Here is a 21,618-nt window from a genome sequence, read left to right as displayed (position 1 = left end):
CGATGGCCGTGACCCTGACCGAGGCGGCAGCCCGCCACGTCGCCCGCTACATCACCAGGCGCGGCAAGGGCGTGGGGGTGCGGCTCGGCGTGAAGACCACCGGTTGTTCGGGGCTGGCCTACAAGCTCGAGTACGCCGACGACATCGCGCCCGAGGATGTGGTGTTCGAAGGCCATGGCGTCAAGGTGCTGGTCGACCCGAAGAGCCTCCCGTACATCGATGGCACCGAGCTCGATTTCGTGCGCGAGGGCCTCAACGAAGGGTTCAAGTTCCGCAACCCGCGCGAGAAGGACCGCTGCGGATGCGGCGAGTCGTTCCGCGTGTGACCACACGCGGCCGATGGTGAGGCGCGGCCGCAAGCCGCGCTTTTTCATTGTGTTCTCCAAAACGCCATGAAGCTCGACAGCGACGACTTCGAACTGTTCGGCGTGCCCCGACGCTTCGAGCAGGACCGCGCCGTGCTCGATGCGCGTTGGCGGGCGTTGCAGGCCGAGGTGCATCCGGACCGCTTCGCCGCCGGGGGTGCTGCCGCCCAGCGCGTTGCAATGCAGTGGGCCGTGCGCGTCAACGAGGCCTACCAGCGCCTGAAGGACCCGCTCAAGCGCGCCGCCTACCTGTGCGAACTGCAGGGTGCGCCGGTCGACATCGAGAACAACACGGCCATGCCACCGGAGTTTCTGATGCAGCAGATGGAGTGGCGCGAGGCGCTGGACGAAGCGCACTCCGTCGACGACGTGGAGGCGCTCGCCGACGAAGTCGCTGCACGCAAGAAGTCCGGCTTCGCAAACCTGCAGCGCACGCTCGACGAGCAGCACGACACTGCGGCCGCCGCGGAGCAGGTCAGAGCCCTCATGTTCGTTGAGCGCTTTGCCGAAGACATCGATCACCGCCTCGAGGCGCTGGGACAATAACGACATGGCACTGCTGCAGATTTCCGAGCCCGGCGAAGCGCCCGATCCGCACCAGCGGCGCATTGCCGTCGGCATCGACCTTGGCACCACGCACTCGCTGGTCGCCGCCGTGCGCAACGGCGTGGCGGAGTGCCTGCCCGATGAGGCCGGCCGTGTGATTCTCCCGTCGGCCGTGCGCTACCTGCCCGAGGGCCGTCGGCACATCGGTCACGAAGCGCTGGCAGAAGCCGCCATCGATCCCCGCAACACCGTCGTCTCGGTCAAGCGCTTCATGGGACGCGGCCTGACCGACATCTCGCACCGCGAGAAGCTGCCGTATGAATTCATCGATGCGCCGGGGATGGTGCAGCTGCGAACGATCGATGGCGTGAAGTCGCCGGTGGAAGTCTCGGCCGAAATCCTGGCCAGCTTGCGCCAGCGCGCCGAGGACACCTTCGTCGACGACCTGTTCGGCGCGGTCATCACGGTACCCGCCTACTTCGACGACGCGCAGCGCCAGGCCACCAAGGACGCAGCCCACCTCGCCGGTCTCAACGTGCTCAGGCTCATCAACGAGCCCACTGCCGCGGCGATCGCTTACGGACTCGAGCACGGCTCCGAGGGCCTGTACGCGGTGTACGACCTGGGCGGCGGCACTTTCGACATCTCGCTGCTGCGCTTGACCCGTGGCGTGTTCGAGGTCGTCGCGACCGGCGGCGACTCGGCGCTCGGCGGCGACGACTTCGATCGCCTGCTGGCCGATTGGGCGCTGGCCCAGGCGCAGCTCGAGGCCGAGACACCGCAGGACAAGCGCAGCGTGCTGGTGGCCGCTCGCGCGGCGAAGGAGAAGCTGTCCGGCGCCGATCACGCGACGCTGGCTTGCCCGCTGTCCGGCGGCGAGCTCTCGGTACGGGTGACGCGACCCCAGTTCGAGGCGCTTGGGCGCGATCTCGTGGCGCGCACGCTGGGCGCCGTCCGCAAGGTGCTGCGCGACGCCAAGGCGCAGAAGGACGAGGTGCACGGCGTCGTGATGGTGGGGGGATCCACGCGAATGCCGATGGTGCAGAAGGCGGTGGGCGACTTCTTCGGCCAGACGCCGCTCACCGACCTGAACCCCGACGAAGTTGTCGCGCTGGGCGCCGCCATCCAGGCCAACGCCCTGGCCGGGAATGCCGGTGCCGACGAGCTCCTGCTGCTCGACGTGATCCCGCTCTCGCTCGGACTCGAGACGATGGGCGGACTGGTCGAACGCATCATCCCGCGCAACAGCACCATCCCGACCGCTCGCGGCCAGGAGTTCACCACCTTCAAGGACGGCCAGACCGCGATGGCGATCCACGTCGTGCAGGGCGAGCGCGAGCTGGTGAGCGATTGCCGCTCGCTGGCGCGCTTCGAGCTTCGCGGCATTCCGCCGATGGTCGCGGGTGCAGCGCGCATCCGCGTGAGCTTCCAGGTCGATGCCGATGGTCTTCTGCATGTGTCGGCACGCGAGGAGACGTCCGGCGTCGAGGCCGCCATCGCGGTCAAGCCGAGCTACGGGCTGTCCGACGAGGATGTGGCGCGCATGCTGAAGGAAAGCTTCAGCTCGGCCGACGCCGACATGCAGGCGCGCAGCCTGCGCGAATCCCGTGTCGAAGCCGAGCGCATGCTGCTCGCGACGCGCGCGGCGCTGAACGCCGATGCCGACCTGCTGAGCGCCGACGAGGTGCGTGCCATCGAAGCGCTGCTGCAGCAGCTTGAAGTCGTGCGCGAAGCCGAGGACCACCATGCCATCGATGCCGCCGTCGAGGCGCTTGCCAAGGGAACCGAGGCTTTCGCCGCTGAAAGAATGAACCGCAGCATCCACCAGGCTCTGGCCGGCCGCCGCGTCGAGGAAGTGTGACCCGCATGCCGACCATCAAGATCCTTCCCCATCCCGAATACGCGCCGAACGGCGCCGAGATCCGGGCCGACGCGGGCACGTCGCTGTGCGAGGCGATGCTCGAGCACGACATCGACATCGAGCACGCCTGCGAGATGAGCTGCGCCTGCACCACCTGCCATGTCATCGTGCGCGAAGGCTTCAACTCGCTCGGCGAGATGGACGAGGCCGAGGAGGACCTGCTCGATCGCGCCTGGGGCCTGGAGCCCACGTCGCGGCTGTCGTGCCAGGCCATCCTGTCGCAGCAGGACGTGACCATCGAGATCCCCAAGTACTCGATCAACCACGCCAAGGAAACGCACTGAGCCGGTGTGCGGCCGCACCGCGGCGGGGCGGGCGAAAAAAAACCTCCTGATCGCGAAGACCAGGAGGTGGACGAAAGGGCAGGGCCCTACTGAGGAGATAGAAAGACAAGCGCGCAGACGCTTGCCGATGGTCTCGCTCGCAAGGGCCGTGCCGGATCTCAGGCCGCGGCGAGCGTGTGATGTCCGTGGCGGGTGTAGAGAAAGTCCAGCACCTCCTTGCGGTAGTGCACGTAGCGACCGTCCTCGGCGAGTTCCACGCGATTGCGAGGGCGCTCCAGCTCCACGGCGAGGATCTCGCCGATCGTGGCGGCGGGGCCGTTGGTCATCATCACGATGCGGTCCGACAGCAGCACAGCTTCGTCCACGTCGTGCGTGACCATCACGACCGTGCTGCGCGTGCGGGCCACGATCTTCAGCAGCTCGTCCTGCAGATGGGCCCGCGTCAAGGCGTCGAGCGCTCCGAAGGGCTCGTCCAGCAGTAGCACCTTGGGCTCCATTGCCAGCGCTCGGGCAATGCCGACGCGCTGCTTCATGCCGCCGGACACCTCGTGCGGCCGCTTGCCCATCGCATGGCCCATCCCGACCAGCTCAAGCGCCTGCTGCGTGCGCTTCTTGAGCTGCGGCTTGCCTTCGCTGGCACCGAACACCCGCTCGACGGCCAGGTGGACGTTCTCGAAGCAGGTGAGCCATGGCAGGAGAGAGTGGTTCTGGAACACCACCGCACGCTCGGGCCCCGGAGCGGCGATTTCCCGGTTGTCGCACAGCAGCGCACCTTGCGTCGGCGTGAGCAGGCCCGCGATGAGGTTGAGCAGCGTCGACTTGCCGCATCCGGAGTGGCCGATCAGCGTGACGAACTCGCCCTTGGCCACCGTCAGGTTGATGTCGCGCAGCGCGTGAAAGCGCCCCTTCTTCGTGCTGAACACCATCTCGGCGTCGTGCACATCGATGAAGTTCTTCATGATGTTCTCCGGCTCAGGCGTTGTCGTAGCTGAAGCGCTTGGCGATGCCGATCAGCATCCACTCGAGCAGCAGGCCCACCGTGCCGATCACGAAGATCGCGATCAGGATGTGCGTGACGTTGAGGTTGTTCCACTCGTCCCACACCCAGAAGCCGATGCCCACACCGCCCGTCAGCATCTCTGCCGCGACGATCACCAGCCAGGCGGTGCCCACCGACAGCCGCACGCCCGTCAGCATATAGGGCAGCACGGCGGGGAACAGGATGCGCGTGATGATCTTCCACTCCGACAGGTTCAGCACCTTGGCGACGTTCATGTAGTCGTCAGGCACGCGCTGCACGCCGACAGCGGTGTTGATGATCATCGGCCAGATCGAGCAGATGAAGATCGTCCAGATCGCCGCCGGGTTGGCGGCCTTGAAGACCAGCAGCCCGATCGGCAGCCAGGCCAGCGGAGACACCGGGCGCAGCAGGCTGATCAGCGGCGACGCCATGCGGTCGAGCACGTCGAAGCGGCCGATCATGAAGCCCAGCGGAATGCCGACCGCCGCCGCCATCCCGAAGCCGATGGCCACGCGCTTGAGCGAGAACAGGATGTTCCAGCCGATGCCCTGGTCGTTCGGCCCCTTGCTGTAGAACGGATCGGAGAAGACCTTCAGCGCCTCCTCGAAAGTGGCCATCGGCGTGGGAAACGAAGTGGATTTCATCGTCAACAAGGCCCACACGCCGACCAGCAGCGCGATGCCGGCGATCGGCGCCAAGACCTTGAGCGCGAGACCACTCCAGTCGACCGGCGACTTCGCCGGCGCAGGAGCGGCGACGGCGGGAGTCGCGATCGAAACGCGCGCCGGCTTGGCCGGCTCGGCCGCCTTGGCATCTGCGGCCGCCTCCAGCGGTGAATGGAACACTGCACTGACCATGGTGGACTCCTCTCGCTGCAAACTCAGACGGCCGACGCCTTGATCGCGAAGCTGTCGGCGTACTTCTTCGGGTCCTTGCCGTCCCACACGGTGCCGTCGACGAGCTTGCTCGTGCGCATGAGCTCCTTGGGCACGCTGGCCTTGGCGAGCGCGGCACCTTCCTTGTAGAGATCGATCTGGTTGACCTGCTTGGCCACGGCCAGGTAGTCGGGGTGGTCCTTGAGCAGGCCCCAGCGCTTGTGCTGCGTCAGGAACCACATGCCGTCGGACAGGTACGGGAAGGAGACCGCGCCGTCGTTGTAGAACTTCATGTGGTTCGGGTCGTCCCAGGTCTTGCCCAAGCCGTTCTGGTAGCGGCCCAGGATGCGCTGATTGATCGCGTCGACGCCGGTGTTGACGTAGCTCTTGTCGGCCACCGTCTCGGCCATCTTCAACTTGTTCTGAAGGCTGGCGTCGATCCACTTGCCGGCCTCGACCACCGCCGCGATCACGGCGCGACAAGTGTTGGGGTATTTCTTGGCGAAGTCGCTTGTCGTGCCGAGCGCCTTCTCGGGATGATCCTTCCAGATGTCCTGCGTGGTGACACCGGTGACGCCGATGCCGTCCATGATGGCTCGGTGCCCCCACGGTTCGCCGACGCAATAGCCGTCCATGTTGCCCACGCGCATGTTGGCGACCATTTGCGGGGGCGGGACGGTGATGATCTTCGCGTCCTTCATCGGATTGATGCCGTAGGTCGCGAGCCAGTAGTACAGCCACATCGCGTGCGTGCCGGTGGGGAAGGTCTGCGCGAAGGTGTATTCGCGCTTGTCGGCCTGCATCAGCTTGGCGAGCGACGGACCGTCGATCGCACCCTTGTCGGCCAGCTTCTTCGACAACGTGATGGCCTGGCCGTTGTGGTTGAGGTTCATCAGGATCGCCATGTCCTTCTTCGGACCGCTGACGCCCAGGTGCACGCCGTAGACCAGGCCCCATAGCACATGCGCCATGTCGAGCTCACCGTTGACCAGCTTGTCGCGGACGCCGGCCCACGAGGCTTCCTTGGTCGGGATGAGCTTCACGCCGTACTTCTTGTCGAAGCCGAGCACGGAGGCCATCACGACGGATGCACAGTCGGTGAGCGGGATGAAGCCGATCCTGACCTCTTCCTTTTCGGGCTTGTCCGAGCCCGCCGCGTACACGGCACTCTGCAGGCCGGGGACGAGCGAAGCGGCGCCAGTGGCGGCTGCGGCCTTGATGAGGTGACGGCGGCTCATGTCGAACTTTCGATGAAGAGGTGTGTTCATGACGGTTGTCTCGGGGCGTGCAATGAGCGAAAGGCAAACAAAAAGGCGTCCGCACATCGCCGGTCGAACCGGTTCAGTGGGGACGCCATCGTCCTGTCGACGCGCACCGTCCTTGGTGCGCATCGATGTCTGAGGAAGATCGCCGTTGACCTTCCTGCCGTCATTACGCAAGCGGTGTGCCAGCAAATTTCGCCCCGCCGCGCACCAAGCGTGGCGGTCCGCGCACAAGGCTTGTGCGCGATCAGCCCAGCAGATCGGCGACGTCGAGGATGCGCTGCGCCACGTCGGCGAGCCGCAGTCCCTTGTCCATCGCCGTCTTGCGAAGTCGCGCGTAGGCCTCGTCCTCGCTCAGCGAATGGCGCGTCATCAGCAGTCCCTTCGCGCGGTCGATCAACTTGCGCTCGGACAGCTGCGTGCGCGCGTCGGCGAGCTCGCGCCGCAATGCTTCCTCGTGCTGGAAGCGCGCCATCGCAACCTCCAGCACCGGCTTGACCCGCTCGGCCGCGAGTCCCGCCACCACATAAGCGGTGACGCCGGCGGCGATGGCGTCACGCACGTGCGATGTGTCGTCATCGTTGGTGAACAGCACGATGGGGCGGCGTGCGTCGCGAGTGGCCACGACGACGTGCTCCAACGTGTCGCGCGCCTGGCTCTCGGCGTCGACGATGATCATGTCGGGACTGATCTGCGCAAGGCGGTCCGGCAGGAACACATCGGCGGGGAGCACTGCGACGATGTTGTAGCCGTTCTGCAGCATGCCGATGCGCAGGCTGCGCGAGCGCTCCGCTTCCACCGCCGCCTGCGGATCGGCGGCGTCCGCCGCGAGCGTGTCGGGCGCGACGATGACGATGCGCAGGGCCTGGGGCGAAGACATGTGACGCCCGTTGCAACATCCGCGCCATCCGTGCGGCTGGCGCCATGAAAAAGCCCGCACGAGGCGGGCCGTCGTTGTCGGTGTAGGGGACTTCAGCGACCGGACGGTGCCGACGAAATCGCTCGGCGGATCCAGCCCCCCAGCGGGCGCAGCGACCAGAACTGCGAATCGGGCGCCATGCATTCTCGCTCGACGACCAGCTGACGGCCCTCGAGCATTTCGACGAAGTGACGCACCTCATGTCGCTTGAGCCCACTCGTGTCGGCCAGCTGCGCCAGGGTCACGAAGCGGTGCGACATGTCGCTCAGCAGGCGACGGTATGCAGTTCGGTGGAACGGCGGGGCCAGTTCGGGCCAGGCGGTGAGGCGGTACTCTTTCATGGCTCCAACGACTTTCAGTGTTGTCGGCAACTGCATCGGGGGCAATCGCTCATCTGGGAAACGCAGAGTAGTCCGTGTCCGTGAAAACGTGAAGGGAAATCTTACCGGCCTAGGGAATTCCCTAGGAAGACGGCTGTTTCGAGTTGTGTTTGCGGCACGGGCGCAGCGAGCTGTCATCGGGCTGTCAGCGGAAAGCCGGCTCGTAAACTCGCGCGATGAACATTCTCGGGGTGGAGTCTTCGTGCGATGAAACCGGCGTGGCGCTGGTGCAACTCGAGCCTGGCCTCGCCGTGCCCCGGCTTCGTGCTCAGGCGCTGCACAGCCAGGTCGACATGCACCAGGACTACGGCGGCGTGGTCCCCGAGCTGGCGTCGCGTGACCACATCCGGCGTGTGCTGCCTCTCACACGCAGGGTGCTCGCCGACGCTGGTGCGACGCTTGCCGACGTCGATGCGGTCGCGTTCACGCAAGGCCCGGGTCTGGCCGGTGCGCTGCTGGTCGGCGCGGGAGTCGCATGTGCGTTGGGTGCGGCGCTTGCGCGCCCCGTCGTCGGCGTGCACCACCTCGAAGGCCACCTGCTGTCCCCGTTTCTGTCGGCCGATCCGCCGGAGTTCCCTTTCGTTGCGCTGCTGGTGTCGGGCGGCCACACGCAGCTCATGCGCGTGGACGACGTCGGCAGTTATGAGCTGCTGGGAGAGACGATCGACGATGCGGCTGGGGAGGCGTTCGACAAGTCGGCCAAGCTGATGGGCCTGGGCTATCCAGGCGGCCCCGCGCTCGCGCGCCTGGCCGAATTCGGCGATGCGGACACCTTCGCGCTGCCGCGGCCGCTGCTGCACAGCGCCAACCTCGACTTCTCCTTCGCCGGATTGAAGACGGCGGTGCGAACGCAATTGCACAAGCTGGGCAGCAATGTGTGCGAGCAGGACCGGGCCCATCTGGCGGCCTCGACACAGCAGGCCATCGTCGACGTGCTGTGCGCGAAGTCGCTCGCGGCCCTGAAGCAGACGCAGCTGAAGCGCCTGGTGGTCGCCGGCGGCGTCGGCGCGAACGCGCGACTGCGCGGGCAGCTCGACGCCGAATGCAAAAAGCGCCAGGTCCGGGTGCACTATCCGGAACTGGCGCTTTGCACCGACAACGGCGCGATGATTGCGCTGGCCGCGGCCATGCGCTGGCAGCGCGGCCTGGCCCGGCCGCGGCGCGACTACGCGTTCAACGTGATGCCGCGCTGGCCGTTGCAGTCGCTGAGCGTCAGTTGACGCTGATGCGCTGCGCTCCGGTGGGCACGCTCTTCGCAAGCGTCAGCGTCAGCACGCCGTTGTCGACCCGCGCTTGCGACGCGGCCTGGTCCACTTCTACAGGCAGCACCACGGTGCGCGCATAGCGAGCCGCACCGCGCTCGCGGTACAGCACGCGCTCGCCGTCCTTGCTGTCGGCAGCCGCCGCCTCGGCGGTCTCGATGATGACGCGGCGGCCTTCGACCGTGACCTTCAGCTGGTCCTTGGTTGCGCCGGGGACATCCAGCTTGAGCGTGTAGGCGGCGTCGCTTTCGACGACGTCCAACGCGGGGGTGCGCGAGGAAGGCGCGGACGAACCGCCGAAGAAGCGATCGAACGATTCGTCGAACAGGCGGTCGAGCGCGCGGGCGGTCGATGCACGGCGCGACACGTGATGGGTGAGGGGCAGAACGAACATGAAGACTCCTACAATTGGGTTTCGTTGCTGCTCCGTGCAGCAACCATGCCGCTGAATTTGGAGCGGCATTTTTGTTTTCAAGGGCGCATCCATGCATAAATCGACGAGGCTTGCCGGCATCGTGCTGGCACTGGCAACCGCAGCGGCCGGGGCAAGAGGCGACGACGGCCAGCCGATCAGGGTGGCGTTGATCGAAGGGCTTTCGGGCAGCTTCGCCAACGCCGGAGAGGCGGTCAGTCGCAACCTGACGCTCGCGGTCGAGCGAATCAACTCACGCGGCGGGGTGCGGCTGCCCGGCGGTTCGCGTCCGCTGGAACTGGTGCGCTACGACAGCAAGGGCAACAACGAAGAAGCGCTCGCGATGCTGCGCTCGGCCATCGACCACCGGACCACTTTCGTCATGCAGGGCAACAGCTCGTCGACCGCCGCCGTGCTCGTCGATGCGCTGAACAAGCACAACCAGCGCGAGCCCGGCCGTCGCGTGCTGTTCCTCAACTATTCGGCGGTGGATCCTGCGCTGACCAACGAAAAGTGCAGCTTCTGGCACTTTCGCTTCGATGCGCACGCCGACATGCGGCTGGCGGCACTCACCGACGTGCTGCGCGATGACGCGCAAGTCAAGAAGCTGTACCTCATCGGGCAGGACTACAGCTTCGGCCAGCATGTGCTGCGCCAGGGCCGCGCGATGGTGGCGGCCAAGCGGCCCGATATCGACATCGTGGGCGACGAGTTGCATCCGCTGGGCCGCATCAAGGATTTCGCGCCGTACGCCGCCAAGATCAAGGCCAGCGGCGCGCAGGCGGTGCTCACCGGCAACTGGGGCAACGACCTCACGCTGCTGATCAAGGCGGCGCGCGATGCCGGCGTCGAGGCACGCTTCTACACGTTCTACGGCAACGCGCTCGGCGTCCCGGCGGCGATCGGCGACGCCGGCGTGGGTCGCGTCATCGCGGTCGCCGAGTGGCATCCCAACGTCGGCACGCGTGCGTCCGACCAGTTCTATGCCGCCTTTCGCGAGCGTTTCCCCAAGCCGCAGGACGACTACGTGCATGCGCGCATGCATGCCATGGTCGAGATGCTGGCCGCTGCGATCGAGAAGGCGCGCAGCACCGACGCGGTCGCCGTCGCCAAGGCGCTGGAAGGGCTTCGGCTCGAGGCGCCGGCGCTGAGCGCCTTCCACCAGGGCGTCATGCGCGCCGCCGACCACCAGTTCATCCAGCCGCTGTACGTGAGCGGCATGCAGCGCGCAGGAGACGCAGGCGTGCGCTTCGACAACGAAGGCTCGGGCTACGGCTTTCGCACGCTGCGATACGTGGAGCCCAAAGCGACCGAGCAGCCGTCCACCTGCCGCATGGAGCGTCCGTGAGAACGGTCATCGAGCGTCTGCCCGCGTCGAAGATCCGCGAGGTGGCCAACGCCGGCATGGGGCGGACCGACGTGCTGGCGTTCTGGTTCGGCGAGAGCGACGAAGTGACGCCGTCGTTCGTCCGTGATGCGGCGATCGAGTCCCTGCACCGCGGCGAGACCTTCTACGCACAGAACCTCGGGCTGCCGCCCTTGCGCGAGGCGTTGTCGGCCTACACCTCGGCGCTGCATCCCGCCGTCCCGGCCGAACGCATCGCGGTGACGTCGTCGGGCGTCAATGCGCTGATGCTGGCGACCCAGGCGCTCGTCGGGCAGGGGGACGAAGTGGTCGCCGTTGTTCCGGTGTGGCCGAACCTGACGGCGCAGCCGGCGATCCTCGGCGCGAAGGTCCGTCGTGTGCCGCTCGAGGTGCGTGACGGCGCTTGGGTGCTCGACCTGGACGCGCTGCTCGCCGCGGTGACGCCGCGCACCGCCATGCTCCTGGTCAACGCGCCCAACAACCCGACCGGCTGGGTGCTCGGTCGCGCAGAACAGCAGGCCATCCTGGACCACTGCCGGCGCACCGGGACCTGGATCGTCGCCGACGAGGTGTACGAACGGCTGTACTTCGCCGACGACACGTGCGCGGCGCCAAGCTTCCTGGACATCGCCGAGGCCGAGGACCGCCTGGTGGTCGTGCACAGCTTTTCCAAGAGCTTCCTGATGACGGGCTGGCGCCTGGGCTGGCTCGTCGCTCCGCCTGCGCTGGTGGCCGCCATGGGCAAGCTGATTGAGTTCAACACCTCCTGCGCGCCGGCCTTCGTGCAACACGCGGGGCTGGCGGCGCTCGCGCAAGCCGACACGTTCGTGCCCGCACTGGTCGAGCGCCTGCGCGTCTGCCGCGACACGCTCCTGCCGCACCTTGCGCATCTGCCGGGCGTCACCGTCGCGACGCCGCAAGGTGGCATATACGCCTTCTTCCGCATCGAAGGCCAGGACGACTCGTTGGCACTGGCCAAGCGCCTGGTGGCTGACCACGGCATCGGCCTGGCGCCGGGAGCGGCGTTCGGCGACGAGGCCGAGGGCTGGCTGCGCTGGTGCTTTGCGTCGCGCGACCCGGGTCGCCTCACGCTCGGCGTGGAGCGGCTGGCCCGGGCGATCCGCGCACTTGGCCTATAATCGACGGGCTTTGCTCCTGGAGCGATCCAGTGATGCAAACCGCGGGCAAAGCAGGCACGGCGCTGGTCGGTTTCACCGGCGACCGCAAGTTCAACACAGGAAACCGCTGCCGCCCACTGCGCGGGCCGCACGGCATTTCCGCCACACAGGAAACACGATGACCACCCTCAACAAGGCCGAGATCGTCAAGGCCAATGCGCGCGGCGCCAACGACACCGGCTCGCCGGAAGTGCAGGTCGCGCTGCTGACCGCCCGCATCAACGAGCTCACGCCGCACTTCAAGACGCACCTGAAGGACCATCACGGCCGCCGCGGCCTGCTGAAGATGGTCAACGCCCGCAAGAGCCTGCTGGCGTATCTGAAGAACAAGGATGCCGCACGCTACACCGCGCTGATCCACAAGCTGGGTCTGCGCAAGTAAGCCGCCGATGAGAAGCGAGAGCCTGTCTGGATCCTCCAGTACAGGCTCTTTGTGTTTGGAGCAGGGCAGCCATCGATGACGATGTGTCATTCCACTGACGTTCGAGGCGGAACGTCGCTGGAATGGCATCGCGCCAGGATGCCCGCGCTTCGGGGCCCGAGCACCACCCGATACGGTGCCCGCCAAGAAAACCGGAGAACGCCATGAGCATGTTCAACAAGATCACCAAGACCTTCCAATGGGGTCAGCACAGCGTCACGCTGGAGACAGGCGAAGTCGCTCGGCAGGCCAGCGGCGCGGTCATCGTCAACATGGAAGACACCGTCATCCTGGCCACCGTGGTCGGCGCCAAGAACGCCAAGCCGGGCCAGGACTTCTTCCCGCTGACCGTCGACTACATCGAGAAGACCTACGCTGCCGGCAAGATCCCGGGCAGCTTCTTCAAGCGCGAAGGCCGACCCAGCGAACTGGAGACACTGACCTCGCGCCTGATCGACCGCCCGCTGCGCCCGCTCTTCCCGGAGGGCTTCTACAACGAGGTGCAGGTCGTCATCCACGTGCTGTCGCTGAATCCGGACATCGCGGCCGATATTCCTTCGCTCATCGGCGCCAGCGCGGCCCTGGCCATCTCGGGCATCCCGTTCAACGGCCCGATCGGCGCGGCGCGCGTCGGCTACCTGAACGGCGAATACGTGCTCAACCCGACCAAGTCGCAGCTCGATCAGTCGCAGATGGACCTGGTGGTCGCCGGCACGCAGGCCGCGGTGCTGATGGTCGAATCCGAAGCCCAGCAACTCAGTGAAGAGGTGATGCTGGGCGGCGTGGTCTTCGGCCACGAGCAGGGCAACGTCGCCATCGCGGCCATCAACGACCTCGTGCGCGAAGCCGGCAAGCCGGCATGGGACTGGCAGGCTCCGGCCAAGGACGAAGCCTTCATTGGCAACGTCAACGCCCTGGGCGAGAACGCCATCCGTGCGGCCTATCAGATCCGCTCCAAGCAGGCGCGCACGCAAGCCACCCGAGAGGCCTATGCCAATGTCAAGGCGGCGCTGAAGTCGGACGGCGCCGAGTTCGACGAGGTCAAGGTCGAGAACATGCTGTTCGACATCGAGGCCCGCGTCGTGCGCAGCCAGATCCTGTCGGGCGAGCCCCGCATCGACGGCCGCGACACCCGCACCGTGCGACCGATCGAGATCCGCAACAGCGTGCTGCCGCGCGTGCACGGCTCGGCGCTGTTCACCCGCGGCGAGACGCAGGCGCTGGTGGCCGCCACCCTCGGAACCGAGCGCGACTCGCAGCGCATCGACGCGCTGGCCGGCGAGTTCAGCGAGCACTTCATGCTCCACTACAACATGCCGCCGTTCGCCACCGGCGAGACCGGCCGCGTCGGCTCGCCGAAGCGGCGCGAGATCGGCCACGGACGCCTTGCCAAGCGGGCGCTGGTCGCCGTGCTGCCCACGCGCGACGAGTTCCCGTACTCGATGCGGGTCGTCTCCGAGATCACCGAATCCAACGGCTCGTCGTCGATGGCCTCGGTGTGCGGCGGCTGCCTGGCGCTGATGGACGCGGGCGTGCCGCTGAAGGCGCACGTCGCCGGCATCGCGATGGGTCTCATCAAGGAGGGCAACCGCTTCGCCGTGCTGACCGACATCCTCGGCGACGAGGATCACCTCGGCGACATGGACTTCAAGGTCGCCGGCACCACCACCGGCGTGACCGCCCTGCAGATGGACATCAAGATCCAGGGCATCACCAAGGAGATCATGCAGGTCGCACTGGCGCAGGCCAAGGAAGCGCGCATGCACATCCTCGGCAAGATGGTCGAGGCGCTGGGCGGCGCGAAGACGGAGGTGTCGCAGTTCGCGCCGCGCCTGTACACGATGAAGATCAACCCGGAAAAGATCCGCGACGTCATCGGCAAGGGCGGCGCCACGATCCGCGCGCTGACCGAAGAGACCGGCACGACCATCGACATCGGCGAAGACGGCACGATCACCATCGCCTCCACCGATGCCGACAAGGCCGAGATGGCGAAGAAGCGCATCGAGGAGATCACCGCCGAGGTCGAAGTCGGCAAGATCTACGAAGGCCCGGTCACCAAGATCCTCGACTTCGGCGCCCTGGTGAACCTGCTGCCTGGCAAGGACGGCCTGCTGCACATCAGCCAGATCGCCCATCAGCGCGTCGAGAAGGTCACCGACTTCCTCAAGGAAGGCCAGATCGTCAAGGTCAAGGTCCTCGAGACCGACGAGAAGGGCCGCGTCAAGCTGTCGATGAAGGCATTGCTCGAGCGCGAGCCGCAGCCGCAGCGCGAACCGCAGTCTGCCGAGTGACGAGCCTGCAGGCCGGCTGCGGCGCGCGAGCGTCCGCCAGCCGGCCGGGGTCCTGAACGCGATGAAAGCGATCGAAATCACGTCGTACGGCGCGCCGGAGGTGCTTCGTGCCGCCGAGCGGCCCGACCCTGTCGCCGGTGCCGGCGAGGCACTCATCCGGGTGGCCGCGTCCGGGGTCAATCGCCCGGACGTGCTGCAGCGAAAGGGCCACTATCCGGTGCCCCCCGGCGCCTCCGACATTCCCGGGCTCGAAGTGGCGGGCACCATCGTCGCCGGCGATGCCGCGGCGCTGGCCGAAGCGGGACTGAAGCTTGGCGACCGTGTCTGCGCACTGGTGGCCGGCGGCGGCTACGCCGAGTTGTGCGTCGCGCCGGTGGGGCAGTGCCTGCCGGCGCCGGCCGGGCTCGACGATGTCGCGGCGGCCAGCCTGCCGGAGACCTTCTTCACCGTCTGGTCCAACGTGTTCGACCGCGGACATCTGCAGGCCGGTGAGACGCTGCTGGTGCAGGGCGGCACCAGCGGCATCGGCGTGACGGCGATCCAGCTCGCCAAAGCCGCCAACGCCAAGGTCATCGTGACGGCGGGCTCCGATGCGAAGGCTTCGGCCTGCATCGCACTGGGGGCCGACGAGGCCATCAACTACAACACCCACGACTTCGCGGCCGAGGTGCAGCGGCTCACCGCGGGTCGGGGCTGCAATGTCATCCTCGACATGGTGGCCGGTGATTACGTGGCGCGCGAGGTCGGCTGCCTGGCCGAGGACGGACGGCTGGTGATCATCGCGGTGCAGGGTGGCGTCAAGGCGCAGATCGACGCGGGCGCTGTGCTGCGTCGCCGCCTCACGATCACGGGCTCGACCCTCCGGCCGCGCTCGGTCCCGTTCAAGAGCGCGATCGCGCGATCGCTGCGCGACAAGGTCTGGCCCTGGATCGAAAGCGGCAAGGTCAAGCCGGTGATCCACCAGGTGTTCCCGGCGGACCAGGCCGCGCAAGCGCATGCCCTGATGGAGTCGAACCAGCACATCGGCAAGCTGGTTCTGCAATGGTGAACGCGGGAGAGACACGGATGCGTCGCAAGCTGGTGGTGGGCAACTGGAAAATGAACGGCAATCGGCTGACCAACACCGAGCTTCTGGCCGGTGTCGAGGAAGCCGGGCCGTACACCGCCGACGTCGCCGTCTGCGCGCCGTTTCCGTACCTGTCGGAAGTGGCGCTGTCGCTGCAGGCCAAGCGAATCGGCTGGGGCGCCCAGGATTGCTCGGCGCATGAAAGCGGCGCCTACACCGGGGAGGTGTCGGCCGAGATGCTTGCGGAGTTCGGTTGCCGCTTCGTCATCGTCGGTCATTCCGAGCGTCGGGCCTATCACGCCGAGAGCGACCAGCTGGTGGCCGACAAGGCCAAGATCGCGCTCAAGCACAACCTCACACCCATCGTCTGCGTCGGCGAGACGCTGGCGGAGCGCGAGGCGAACCAGACCGACGCCATCGTCAAGCGACAGATGTCGGCGGTGATCCACACGCTGGGTCATTGCATCTCGCAGATCGTCGTGGCCTACGAGCCGGTGTGGGCGATAGGCACCGGCCTCACCGCCACGCCCGAGCAGGCACAGGCGGTGCACGCGTTGCTGCGTGTGCAGCTGCACGCGGCCACGCCGAAGTCCGACCAGATGCAGATCCTCTACGGCGGCAGCGTCAAGCCCGACAACGCCGCTGCGCTTTTTTCGCAGCCCGACATCGATGGCGGGCTCATCGGGGGGGCTTCCCTCAAGGCGGCGGACTTCGTCGCGATCTGTCGGGCGGCGCGCTGATCCGCGCGCGCCTTCGAATGTCCTGGAGCTGACACAAAAATGAACTGGTTGCTGAATGTGGTGGTGATGATCCAGATCCTCGCGGCGCTCGCGATGATCGGCCTGGTCCTGGTCCAGCACGGCAAGGGCGCCGACATGGGCGCGTCGTTCGGCAGCGGAGCCTCCGGCAGCCTGTTCGGCGCCACCGGCAGCGCGAACTTCCTGTCGCGCTCGACCGCGGTGTGCGCGGCCCTGTTCTTCGTCTGCACACTGTCGCTGGCCTACCTGTCCAACGACCGCTCGCGCGGCGCCGTCCCCAGCAGCGTCCTCGACCGTCCCGCCGCGCCGGCGACAGCGCCGGCAGCGAGCGGTGCGGCGCAGATCCCGGCCGGTCAGGGTACGCCGGCCAGCGCCGCGGTGGCGGTGCCCGCGCCTGCCGCATCCGGCGCCGCCGCGATCCCGACGAAGTGATGCAGGTCAAGAGGCTCGTCTGCCGCTGCGGCAAGCAGCCCGCTTCATTGAGAGAGCACCTTCTTTGAGGTTAGAATTCAAGGCTGTTCGGAGAGCCATCCTCATGCAATCCGACGCCCTTGAATCAGTCCTGAGCAGTCAGTCGGGACCCTTGGCCGACGTGGTGAAATTGGTAGACACGCTATCTTGAGGGGGTAGTGGCGAAAGCTGTGCGAGTTCGAGTCTCGCCGTCGGCACCAGCACATTGAAGAACGGGGCTCTTGTAGCCCCGTTCGATCGCAAAGCCGCCGAAGCCATGAACCTGGAACCCTATCTGCCGGTCATCCTCTTCATCTTGGTGGGGGTGGCAGTCGGCGTAGCCCCCCAGGTGCTCGGCTTTCTTCTCGGCCCACGCCGTCCCGACACGGCGAAGAATTCCCCCTACGAGTGCGGCTTCGAAGCCTTTGAAGACGCGCGCATGAAGTTCGATGTGCGCTACTACCTGGTGGCCATCCTCTTCATCCTGTTCGACCTCGAGATCGCGTTCCTCTTCCCCTGGGCCGTGGCGCTGAAGGAAATCGGCGCGGTGGGCTTCTGGGCCATGATGATCTTCCTGGCCATCCTCGTCGTCGGCTTTGCCTACGAGTGGAAAAAGGGCGCCCTCGACTGGGAATGACGGAGTAGCCACATGGGAATCGAAGGCGTTCTGAAAGAGGGTTTCGTCACCACCAGCCTGGACACGGTGATCAACTGGTCGAAGACCGGCTCGCTATGGCCGATGACCTTCGGGCTGGCCTGCTGCGCCGTCGAGATGATGCATGCCGGTGCGGCGCGCTACGACATCGACCGCTTCGGCATGCTGTTCCGGCCCAGCCCGCGGCAGTCCGACCTGATGATCGTGGCCGGCACGCTGTGCAACAAGATGGCGCCGGCCTTGCGCAAGGTCTACGACCAGATGGCCGAGCCGCGCTGGGTGCTGAGCATGGGCTCGTGCGCCAATGGCGGCGGCTACTACCACTACAGCTATTCGGTGGTGCGCGGCTGCGACCGCATCGTGCCGGTCGACGTCTACGTGCCCGGCTGTCCGCCCACCGCGGAAGCGCTGCTCTACGGGATCATGCAACTGCAGGCGAAGATTCGCCGCGAGAACACCATCGCACGGTGAGCCGATGACACGACTGGACACCCTGCAGGCAGCGCTCGAATCGGTCCTCGGCGCGCAGATCAAGAAGCTGGTGCGAGAGCGCGGCGAGATCACGGTCGCGGTCGGCGCGGCCGACTACCTCGAAGCGGCGCTGAAGCTGCGCGACGACCCGTCGCTGAAGTTCGAGCAGCTCATCGACTTGTGCGGCGTCGACTACGCCAACTACAAGGACCAGCCATGGGAGGGGCCGCGATTCTGTGTCGTGAGCCATCTGCTGTCGATCACGAACAACTGGCGCGTGCGACTCAAGGTGTTCGCGCCCGACGATGACGTGCCGACGGTCGCCTCGCTGGTCGACGTGTGGAGCAGCGCCAACTGGTTCGAGCGCGAGGCGTTCGACCTGTTCGGCATCATCTTCGATGGCCACCTCGACTTGCGCCGCATCCTCACCGACTACGGCTTCATCGGTCATCCGTTCCGCAAGGACTTCCCGGTCTCGGGGCATGTCGAGATGCGCTACGACCCCGACCAGAAGCGCGTCATCTACCAGCCGGTGACGATCGAGCCGCGCGAGCTCGTGCCGCGCGTCGTGCGCGAAGACAACTACGGCGGCCTGCAGTGAACCACCATGGCTGAGATCAAGAACTACACGCTCAACTTCGGCCCGCAGCACCCCGCGGCGCACGGAGTGCTTCGCCTGGTGCTCGAGCTCGACGGCGAAGTCATCCAGCGCGCCGACCCGCACATCGGCCTGCTGCACCGCGCGACCGAGAAGCTCGCCGAGACGCGCACCTTCATCCAGTCGCTGCCCTACATGGACCGCCTCGACTACGTGTCGATGATGTCCAACGAGCACGCCTACTGCCTGGCAATCGAAAAGCTGCTCGGCGTCGACGTGCCCATCCGCGCGCAGTACATCCGCGTCATGTTCGACGAGATCACGCGCCTGCTGAATCACACGCTGTGGCTTGGCGCGCACGGGCTCGACTGTGGTGCGATGAACATCTTCATCTACTGCTTCCGCGAGCGCGAGGACATGTTCGACATGTACGAGGCGGTCTCCGGCGCGCGCATGCATGCGGCCTACTACCGCCCCGGTGGCGTGTACCGGGACCTGCCCGACGAGATGCCGCAATACCGGGTCTCGAAGATCCGCAACGCGAAGGCGCTCGCCAAGATGAACGAGAACCGGCAGGGTTCGCTGCTGGACTTCATCGACGATTTCACCCGGCGCTTTCCGAAGTATGTCGACGAGTACGAGACGCTGCTCACCGACAACCGCATCTGGAAGCAGCGCACCGTGGGCATCGGCGTCGTGTCGCCGGAACGTGCGCTGAACCTGGGCTTCACCGGACCGATGCTGCGCGGCTCCGGCATCGAGTGGGACCTGCGCAAGAAGCAGCCCTACGAGGTCTACGACAAGCTCGACTTCGACATCCCGGTCGGCGTCAACGGCGACACCTACGACCGCTATCTGGTGCGCATCGAGGAGATGCGCCAGTCCAACCGCATCATCCAGCAGTGCGTCGAGTGGCTGCGCAACAACCCGGGCCCGGTGATCACCGCCAACCACAAGGTCGCTCCGCCGTCGCGGGTGGAGATGAAGACCAGCATGGAAGAGCTGATCCACCACTTCAAGCTCTTCACCGAAGGCTTCCACGTGCCCGAGGGCGAAGCGTATGCCGCGGTGGAGCATCCCAAGGGCGAGTTCGGCATCTACCTCGTCAGCGACGGTGCCAACAAGCCGTACCGCCTGAAGATTCGCGCGCCTGGATTCCCGCACCTGGCGGCCCTCGACGAGATGTCCCGCGGCCACATGATCGCCGACGCGGTCGCCGTCATCGGCACGATGGACATTGTGTTTGGGGAGATCGACCGATGATTTCGGACGCGATGAAGGAGCGCTTCGCGCGGGAGGTCGCCAAGTACCCGCCGGATCAGCGCCAATCGGCGGTGATGGCCTGCCTGGCCATCGTGCAGGAGGCGTTCGGCCACGTCTCGCAGGAGAGCGAGCTCGCCGTCGCGGAGTACCTCGGCATGCCCGCCATCGCCGTGCACGAGGTGACCACCTTCTACAACATGTACAACCAGCAGCCGCTCGGCCGCTTCAAGCTGAATGTCTGCACCAACCTGCCGTGCCAGCTGCGCGACGGCCAGCAGGCGCTGCAGCACCTGTGCTCGCGATTGCACGTGGAGGAGGGCGGCACGACAGCCGACGGCCTGTTCACCGTGCAGAAGAGCGAATGTCTGGGCGCGTGCGCGGATGCCCCCGTCCTGCTGGTCAACGACCGGCAGATGGTCAGCTTCATGACCGACGACCGCATCGATGCGCTGATCGACACCCTCGCCACGGCCGCGCAAGGCGCGAAGTAAGAGTGCCCACCGACATGCTCGATCTCTCCAGATTCCAGGCCACCGGCAACGAGACCTGCTTCCACGGGCGGCACATCGATCCGCAGATCTACGCGGGCCTCGACGGCCGCAACTGGCGCCTTGCCGACTACGAAGCCCGGGGCGGCTACAAGGCGCTGCGCAAGATCCTGGGCAAGGACGGCGGCGAAGGCATGACGCCCGAGCAGGTGGTCGCCGAGGTCAAGGCCTCGGGCCTGCGCGGCCGCGGTGGCGCGGGCTTCCCCACCGGCCTCAAGTGGAGCTTCATGCCGCGGCAGTTCCCCGGCGCGAAGTACCTCGTCTGCAACTCCGACGAAGGCGAGCCCGGCACCTGCAAGGACCGCGACATCCTGATGTTCAACCCGCACATCGTCATCGAAGGCATGGCGATCGCGGCGTACGCGATGGGCATCGCGGTCGGCTACAACTACATCCACGGCGAAATCTTCGAGGTGTACGAGCGCTTCGAAGAGGCGCTCGAGGAAGCGCGCCGCGCCGGCTACCTCGGCAACGAGATCCTCGGCTCGGGGTTCAACTTCCAGCTGCATGCCTCGCACGGCTTCGGCGCCTACATCTGCGGCGAGGAAACCGCGCTGCTCGAATCGCTCGAAGGCAAGAAGGGCCAGCCGCGCTTCAAGCCGCCTTTCCCGGCCAGCTACGGCCTCTACGGCAAGCCGACGACGATCAACAACACCGAGACCTTCGCCGCGGTGCCGTGGATCATCGTCAACGGCGGCCAGCCCTATCTCGAGATCGGCAAGCCGAACAACGGCGGGACCAAGATCTTCTCGGTGGTGGGTGATGTCGAGAAGCCCGGCAACTTCGAGGTGCCGCTCGGCACGCCGTTCTCCAGGCTGCTCGAGCTTGCCGGCGGCGTGCGCAAGGGTCGCCAGCTGAAGGCGGTGATTCCGGGCGGATCGTCCGCGCCGGTGCTGCCCGCGAGCATCATGATGGACCTGACGATGGACTACGACGCCATCGCGAAGGCCGGTTCCATGCTGGGCTCGGGCGCGGTCATCGTGATGGACGACTCACGCTGCATGGTGAAGAGCCTGCTGCGACTGTCCTACTTCTACCAGCATGAAAGTTGCGGCCAGTGCACGCCTTGCCGCGAAGGCACGGGCTGGTTGTGGCGGATGGTGGACCGCATCGAGCACGGGCACGGCAGGATGGCCGACATCGACCTGCTCAACTCGGTGGCCGACAACATCCAGGGTCGCACCATCTGCGCGCTGGGCGACGCGGCGGCGATGCCGGTGCGCGCCATGATCAAGCACTTCCGGGACGAGTTCGTCCACCACATCGAACACAAGACCTGCGTCGTGCCGGCCTACGTCTGAAC

At 66.5% G+C, this 21,618-nt stretch carries 24 protein-coding genes and 1 tRNA gene; 19 read left to right on the top strand and 6 right to left on the bottom strand.

The window, feature by feature from the left end; translation table 11 throughout:
* The first annotated feature begins 2 nt into the window (after positions 1–2).
* The 4 genes from iscA to fdx all read left to right on the top strand — a co-directional run bounded on the left by iscA (position 3) and on the right by fdx (position 3,116).
* Positions 3–326: an iron-sulfur cluster assembly protein IscA gene (iscA, locus tag P7V53_RS17175; protein WP_280150654.1), complete on the top strand. Its 324-nt coding sequence runs from the start codon at positions 3–5 to the stop codon at positions 324–326.
* A 66-nt stretch (positions 327–392) separates the two neighbouring features.
* Positions 393–911, top strand: coding sequence for a Fe-S protein assembly co-chaperone HscB (hscB, locus tag P7V53_RS17170; RefSeq protein ID WP_280150652.1), 519 nt, complete (start codon positions 393–395; stop codon positions 909–911).
* A gap of 4 nt (positions 912–915) precedes the next feature.
* Positions 916–2,772 carry a Fe-S protein assembly chaperone HscA gene (gene hscA, locus P7V53_RS17165; protein ID WP_280150650.1) on the top strand — a complete coding sequence of 619 codons (1,857 nt, stop codon included), beginning with the start codon at positions 916–918 and terminating at the stop codon, positions 2,770–2,772.
* Positions 2,773–2,777: 5 nt separating this feature from the next.
* Positions 2,778–3,116: an ISC system 2Fe-2S type ferredoxin gene (fdx, locus tag P7V53_RS17160; RefSeq protein ID WP_280150648.1), complete on the top strand. Its 339-nt coding sequence runs from the start codon at positions 2,778–2,780 to the stop codon at positions 3,114–3,116.
* A 158-nt stretch (positions 3,117–3,274) separates the two neighbouring features.
* Here the strand turns inward: fdx and P7V53_RS17155 are convergent, their stop codons facing one another.
* From P7V53_RS17155 to P7V53_RS17135, 5 genes are all read right to left on the bottom strand, one after another.
* Positions 3,275–4,075: an ABC transporter ATP-binding protein gene (locus P7V53_RS17155; RefSeq protein WP_280150646.1), complete on the bottom strand. Its 801-nt coding sequence runs from the start codon at positions 4,073–4,075 to the stop codon at positions 3,275–3,277.
* A 13-nt stretch (positions 4,076–4,088) separates the two neighbouring features.
* Positions 4,089–4,994, bottom strand: a complete 906-nt coding sequence (gene ntrB / locus P7V53_RS17150; RefSeq protein ID WP_280150645.1) for a nitrate ABC transporter permease — start codon at positions 4,992–4,994, stop codon at positions 4,089–4,091.
* Between the two features lie 23 nt (positions 4,995–5,017).
* Positions 5,018–6,280 (bottom strand): CmpA/NrtA family ABC transporter substrate-binding protein, encoded by a 1,263-nt coding sequence (locus P7V53_RS17145; protein ID WP_280150644.1) that lies wholly within the window; start codon positions 6,278–6,280, stop codon positions 5,018–5,020.
* A gap of 241 nt (positions 6,281–6,521) precedes the next feature.
* Positions 6,522–7,154 carry an ANTAR domain-containing protein gene (locus P7V53_RS17140; RefSeq protein ID WP_280150643.1) on the bottom strand — a complete coding sequence of 211 codons (633 nt, stop codon included), beginning with the start codon at positions 7,152–7,154 and terminating at the stop codon, positions 6,522–6,524.
* 92 nt (positions 7,155–7,246) lie between these two features.
* On the bottom strand, positions 7,247–7,570 hold the full coding sequence (locus P7V53_RS17135; protein WP_280150642.1) for a hypothetical protein: 324 nt from the start codon (positions 7,568–7,570) through the stop codon (positions 7,247–7,249).
* A gap of 179 nt (positions 7,571–7,749) precedes the next feature.
* Between P7V53_RS17135 and tsaD the strand changes: the two genes are divergently transcribed.
* The gene (tsaD, locus tag P7V53_RS17130) at positions 7,750–8,793 is read left to right on the top strand and encodes a tRNA (adenosine(37)-N6)-threonylcarbamoyltransferase complex transferase subunit TsaD (RefSeq protein ID WP_280150640.1); all 1,044 of its coding nucleotides are present in this window, start codon (positions 7,750–7,752) and stop codon (positions 8,791–8,793) included.
* Here the strand turns inward: tsaD and P7V53_RS17125 are convergent.
* Entirely contained in the window at positions 8,786–9,322 is a 537-nt protein-coding gene (locus P7V53_RS17125; protein ID WP_280150638.1) for an Hsp20/alpha crystallin family protein, read from the bottom strand. The genes tsaD and P7V53_RS17125 overlap by 8 nt on opposite strands.
* On the opposite strand from P7V53_RS17125, the gene P7V53_RS17120 reads away from it, so the two are divergent.
* The 14 genes from P7V53_RS17120 (at position 9,321) to nuoF (ending at position 21,616) form a co-directional block, all read left to right on the top strand.
* Entirely contained in the window at positions 9,321–10,595 is a 1,275-nt protein-coding gene (locus tag P7V53_RS17120) for a branched-chain amino acid ABC transporter substrate-binding protein (RefSeq protein ID WP_280150636.1), read from the top strand. The genes P7V53_RS17125 and P7V53_RS17120 overlap by 2 nt on opposite strands.
* Positions 10,592–11,752: a pyridoxal phosphate-dependent aminotransferase gene (locus tag P7V53_RS17115; RefSeq protein WP_280150635.1), complete on the top strand. Its 1,161-nt coding sequence runs from the start codon at positions 10,592–10,594 to the stop codon at positions 11,750–11,752. The genes P7V53_RS17120 and P7V53_RS17115 overlap by 4 nt, the downstream gene beginning before the upstream one ends.
* A gap of 157 nt (positions 11,753–11,909) precedes the next feature.
* Positions 11,910–12,173 (top strand): 30S ribosomal protein S15, encoded by a 264-nt coding sequence (rpsO, locus tag P7V53_RS17110; RefSeq protein WP_280150634.1) that lies wholly within the window; start codon positions 11,910–11,912, stop codon positions 12,171–12,173.
* 203 nt (positions 12,174–12,376) lie between these two features.
* Entirely contained in the window at positions 12,377–14,506 is a 2,130-nt protein-coding gene (gene pnp / locus P7V53_RS17105; RefSeq protein WP_280150633.1) for a polyribonucleotide nucleotidyltransferase, read from the top strand.
* A gap of 61 nt (positions 14,507–14,567) precedes the next feature.
* On the top strand, positions 14,568–15,554 hold the full coding sequence (locus P7V53_RS17100; protein WP_280150632.1) for an NAD(P)H-quinone oxidoreductase: 987 nt from the start codon (positions 14,568–14,570) through the stop codon (positions 15,552–15,554).
* Between the two features lie 17 nt (positions 15,555–15,571).
* Complete coding sequence (gene tpiA / locus P7V53_RS17095) at positions 15,572–16,312, top strand: triose-phosphate isomerase (RefSeq protein WP_280150631.1); 741 nt, start codon at positions 15,572–15,574, stop codon at positions 16,310–16,312.
* A 39-nt stretch (positions 16,313–16,351) separates the two neighbouring features.
* Complete coding sequence (gene secG, locus P7V53_RS17090) at positions 16,352–16,762, top strand: preprotein translocase subunit SecG (protein WP_280150630.1); 411 nt, start codon at positions 16,352–16,354, stop codon at positions 16,760–16,762.
* Between the two features lie 154 nt (positions 16,763–16,916).
* Positions 16,917–17,001: transfer RNA gene (locus P7V53_RS17085), tRNA-Leu, on the top strand.
* Positions 17,002–17,057: 56 nt separating this feature from the next.
* Positions 17,058–17,417, top strand: a complete 360-nt coding sequence (locus P7V53_RS17080; RefSeq protein WP_280150628.1) for an NADH-quinone oxidoreductase subunit A — start codon at positions 17,058–17,060, stop codon at positions 17,415–17,417.
* A gap of 12 nt (positions 17,418–17,429) precedes the next feature.
* On the top strand, positions 17,430–17,906 hold the full coding sequence (locus tag P7V53_RS17075; RefSeq protein ID WP_280150626.1) for an NADH-quinone oxidoreductase subunit B family protein: 477 nt from the start codon (positions 17,430–17,432) through the stop codon (positions 17,904–17,906).
* Between the two features lie 4 nt (positions 17,907–17,910).
* Entirely contained in the window at positions 17,911–18,507 is a 597-nt protein-coding gene (locus P7V53_RS17070) for an NADH-quinone oxidoreductase subunit C (protein WP_280150625.1), read from the top strand.
* A 6-nt stretch (positions 18,508–18,513) separates the two neighbouring features.
* Entirely contained in the window at positions 18,514–19,767 is a 1,254-nt protein-coding gene (locus P7V53_RS17065; RefSeq protein WP_280150624.1) for an NADH-quinone oxidoreductase subunit D, read from the top strand.
* The gene (locus P7V53_RS17060; protein ID WP_280150623.1) at positions 19,764–20,258 is read left to right on the top strand and encodes an NAD(P)H-dependent oxidoreductase subunit E; all 495 of its coding nucleotides are present in this window, start codon (positions 19,764–19,766) and stop codon (positions 20,256–20,258) included. The genes P7V53_RS17065 and P7V53_RS17060 overlap by 4 nt, the downstream gene beginning before the upstream one ends.
* 14 nt (positions 20,259–20,272) lie before the next feature.
* Positions 20,273–21,616, top strand: coding sequence for an NADH-quinone oxidoreductase subunit NuoF (nuoF, locus tag P7V53_RS17055; protein WP_280156542.1), 1,344 nt, complete (start codon positions 20,273–20,275; stop codon positions 21,614–21,616).
* Positions 21,617–21,618: the final 2 nt, after the last annotated feature.

Origin of the sequence: Piscinibacter sp. XHJ-5, assembly GCF_029855045.1 — a bacterium.
GTDB lineage: Bacteria > Pseudomonadota > Gammaproteobacteria > Burkholderiales > Burkholderiaceae_C > Albitalea.
This window is presented reverse-complemented; position numbering and strand designations above follow the sequence as displayed.

Bases quoted from the DNA above. Each gene is read 5' to 3' on its own strand.
- P7V53_RS17065 (WP_280150624.1), top strand. From the start codon at position 18,514: ATGGCTGAGATCAAGAACTACACGCTCAACTTCGGCCCGCAGCACCCC.
- hscB (WP_280150652.1), top strand. From the start codon at position 393: ATGAAGCTCGACAGCGACGACTTCGAACTGTTCGGCGTGCCCCGACGC.
- P7V53_RS17155 (WP_280150646.1), bottom strand. From the start codon at position 4,075: ATGAAGAACTTCATCGATGTGCACGACGCCGAGATGGTGTTCAGCACG.
- nuoF (WP_280156542.1), top strand. From the start codon at position 20,273: ATGCTCGATCTCTCCAGATTCCAGGCCACCGGCAACGAGACCTGCTTC.
- P7V53_RS17070 (WP_280150625.1), top strand. From the start codon at position 17,911: ATGACACGACTGGACACCCTGCAGGCAGCGCTCGAATCGGTCCTCGGC.
- P7V53_RS17135 (WP_280150642.1), bottom strand. From the start codon at position 7,570: ATGCAGTTGCCGACAACACTGAAAGTCGTTGGAGCCATGAAAGAGTAC.
- P7V53_RS17100 (WP_280150632.1), top strand. From the start codon at position 14,568: ATGAAAGCGATCGAAATCACGTCGTACGGCGCGCCGGAGGTGCTTCGT.
- iscA (WP_280150654.1), top strand. From the start codon at position 3: ATGGCCGTGACCCTGACCGAGGCGGCAGCCCGCCACGTCGCCCGCTAC.
- P7V53_RS17080 (WP_280150628.1), top strand. From the start codon at position 17,058: ATGAACCTGGAACCCTATCTGCCGGTCATCCTCTTCATCTTGGTGGGG.
- P7V53_RS17060 (WP_280150623.1), top strand. From the start codon at position 19,764: ATGATTTCGGACGCGATGAAGGAGCGCTTCGCGCGGGAGGTCGCCAAG.
- tpiA (WP_280150631.1), top strand. From the start codon at position 15,572: ATGCGTCGCAAGCTGGTGGTGGGCAACTGGAAAATGAACGGCAATCGG.
- ntrB (WP_280150645.1), bottom strand. From the start codon at position 4,994: ATGGTCAGTGCAGTGTTCCATTCACCGCTGGAGGCGGCCGCAGATGCC.
- P7V53_RS17125 (WP_280150638.1), bottom strand. From the start codon at position 9,322: ATGGATGCGCCCTTGAAAACAAAAATGCCGCTCCAAATTCAGCGGCAT.
- secG (WP_280150630.1), top strand. From the start codon at position 16,352: ATGAACTGGTTGCTGAATGTGGTGGTGATGATCCAGATCCTCGCGGCG.
- rpsO (WP_280150634.1), top strand. From the start codon at position 11,910: ATGACCACCCTCAACAAGGCCGAGATCGTCAAGGCCAATGCGCGCGGC.
- hscA (WP_280150650.1), top strand. From the start codon at position 916: ATGGCACTGCTGCAGATTTCCGAGCCCGGCGAAGCGCCCGATCCGCAC.
- P7V53_RS17145 (WP_280150644.1), bottom strand. From the start codon at position 6,280: ATGAACACACCTCTTCATCGAAAGTTCGACATGAGCCGCCGTCACCTC.
- fdx (WP_280150648.1), top strand. From the start codon at position 2,778: ATGCCGACCATCAAGATCCTTCCCCATCCCGAATACGCGCCGAACGGC.
- tsaD (WP_280150640.1), top strand. From the start codon at position 7,750: ATGAACATTCTCGGGGTGGAGTCTTCGTGCGATGAAACCGGCGTGGCG.
- P7V53_RS17075 (WP_280150626.1), top strand. From the start codon at position 17,430: ATGGGAATCGAAGGCGTTCTGAAAGAGGGTTTCGTCACCACCAGCCTG.
- P7V53_RS17120 (WP_280150636.1), top strand. From the start codon at position 9,321: ATGCATAAATCGACGAGGCTTGCCGGCATCGTGCTGGCACTGGCAACC.
- P7V53_RS17140 (WP_280150643.1), bottom strand. From the start codon at position 7,154: ATGTCTTCGCCCCAGGCCCTGCGCATCGTCATCGTCGCGCCCGACACG.
- pnp (WP_280150633.1), top strand. From the start codon at position 12,377: ATGAGCATGTTCAACAAGATCACCAAGACCTTCCAATGGGGTCAGCAC.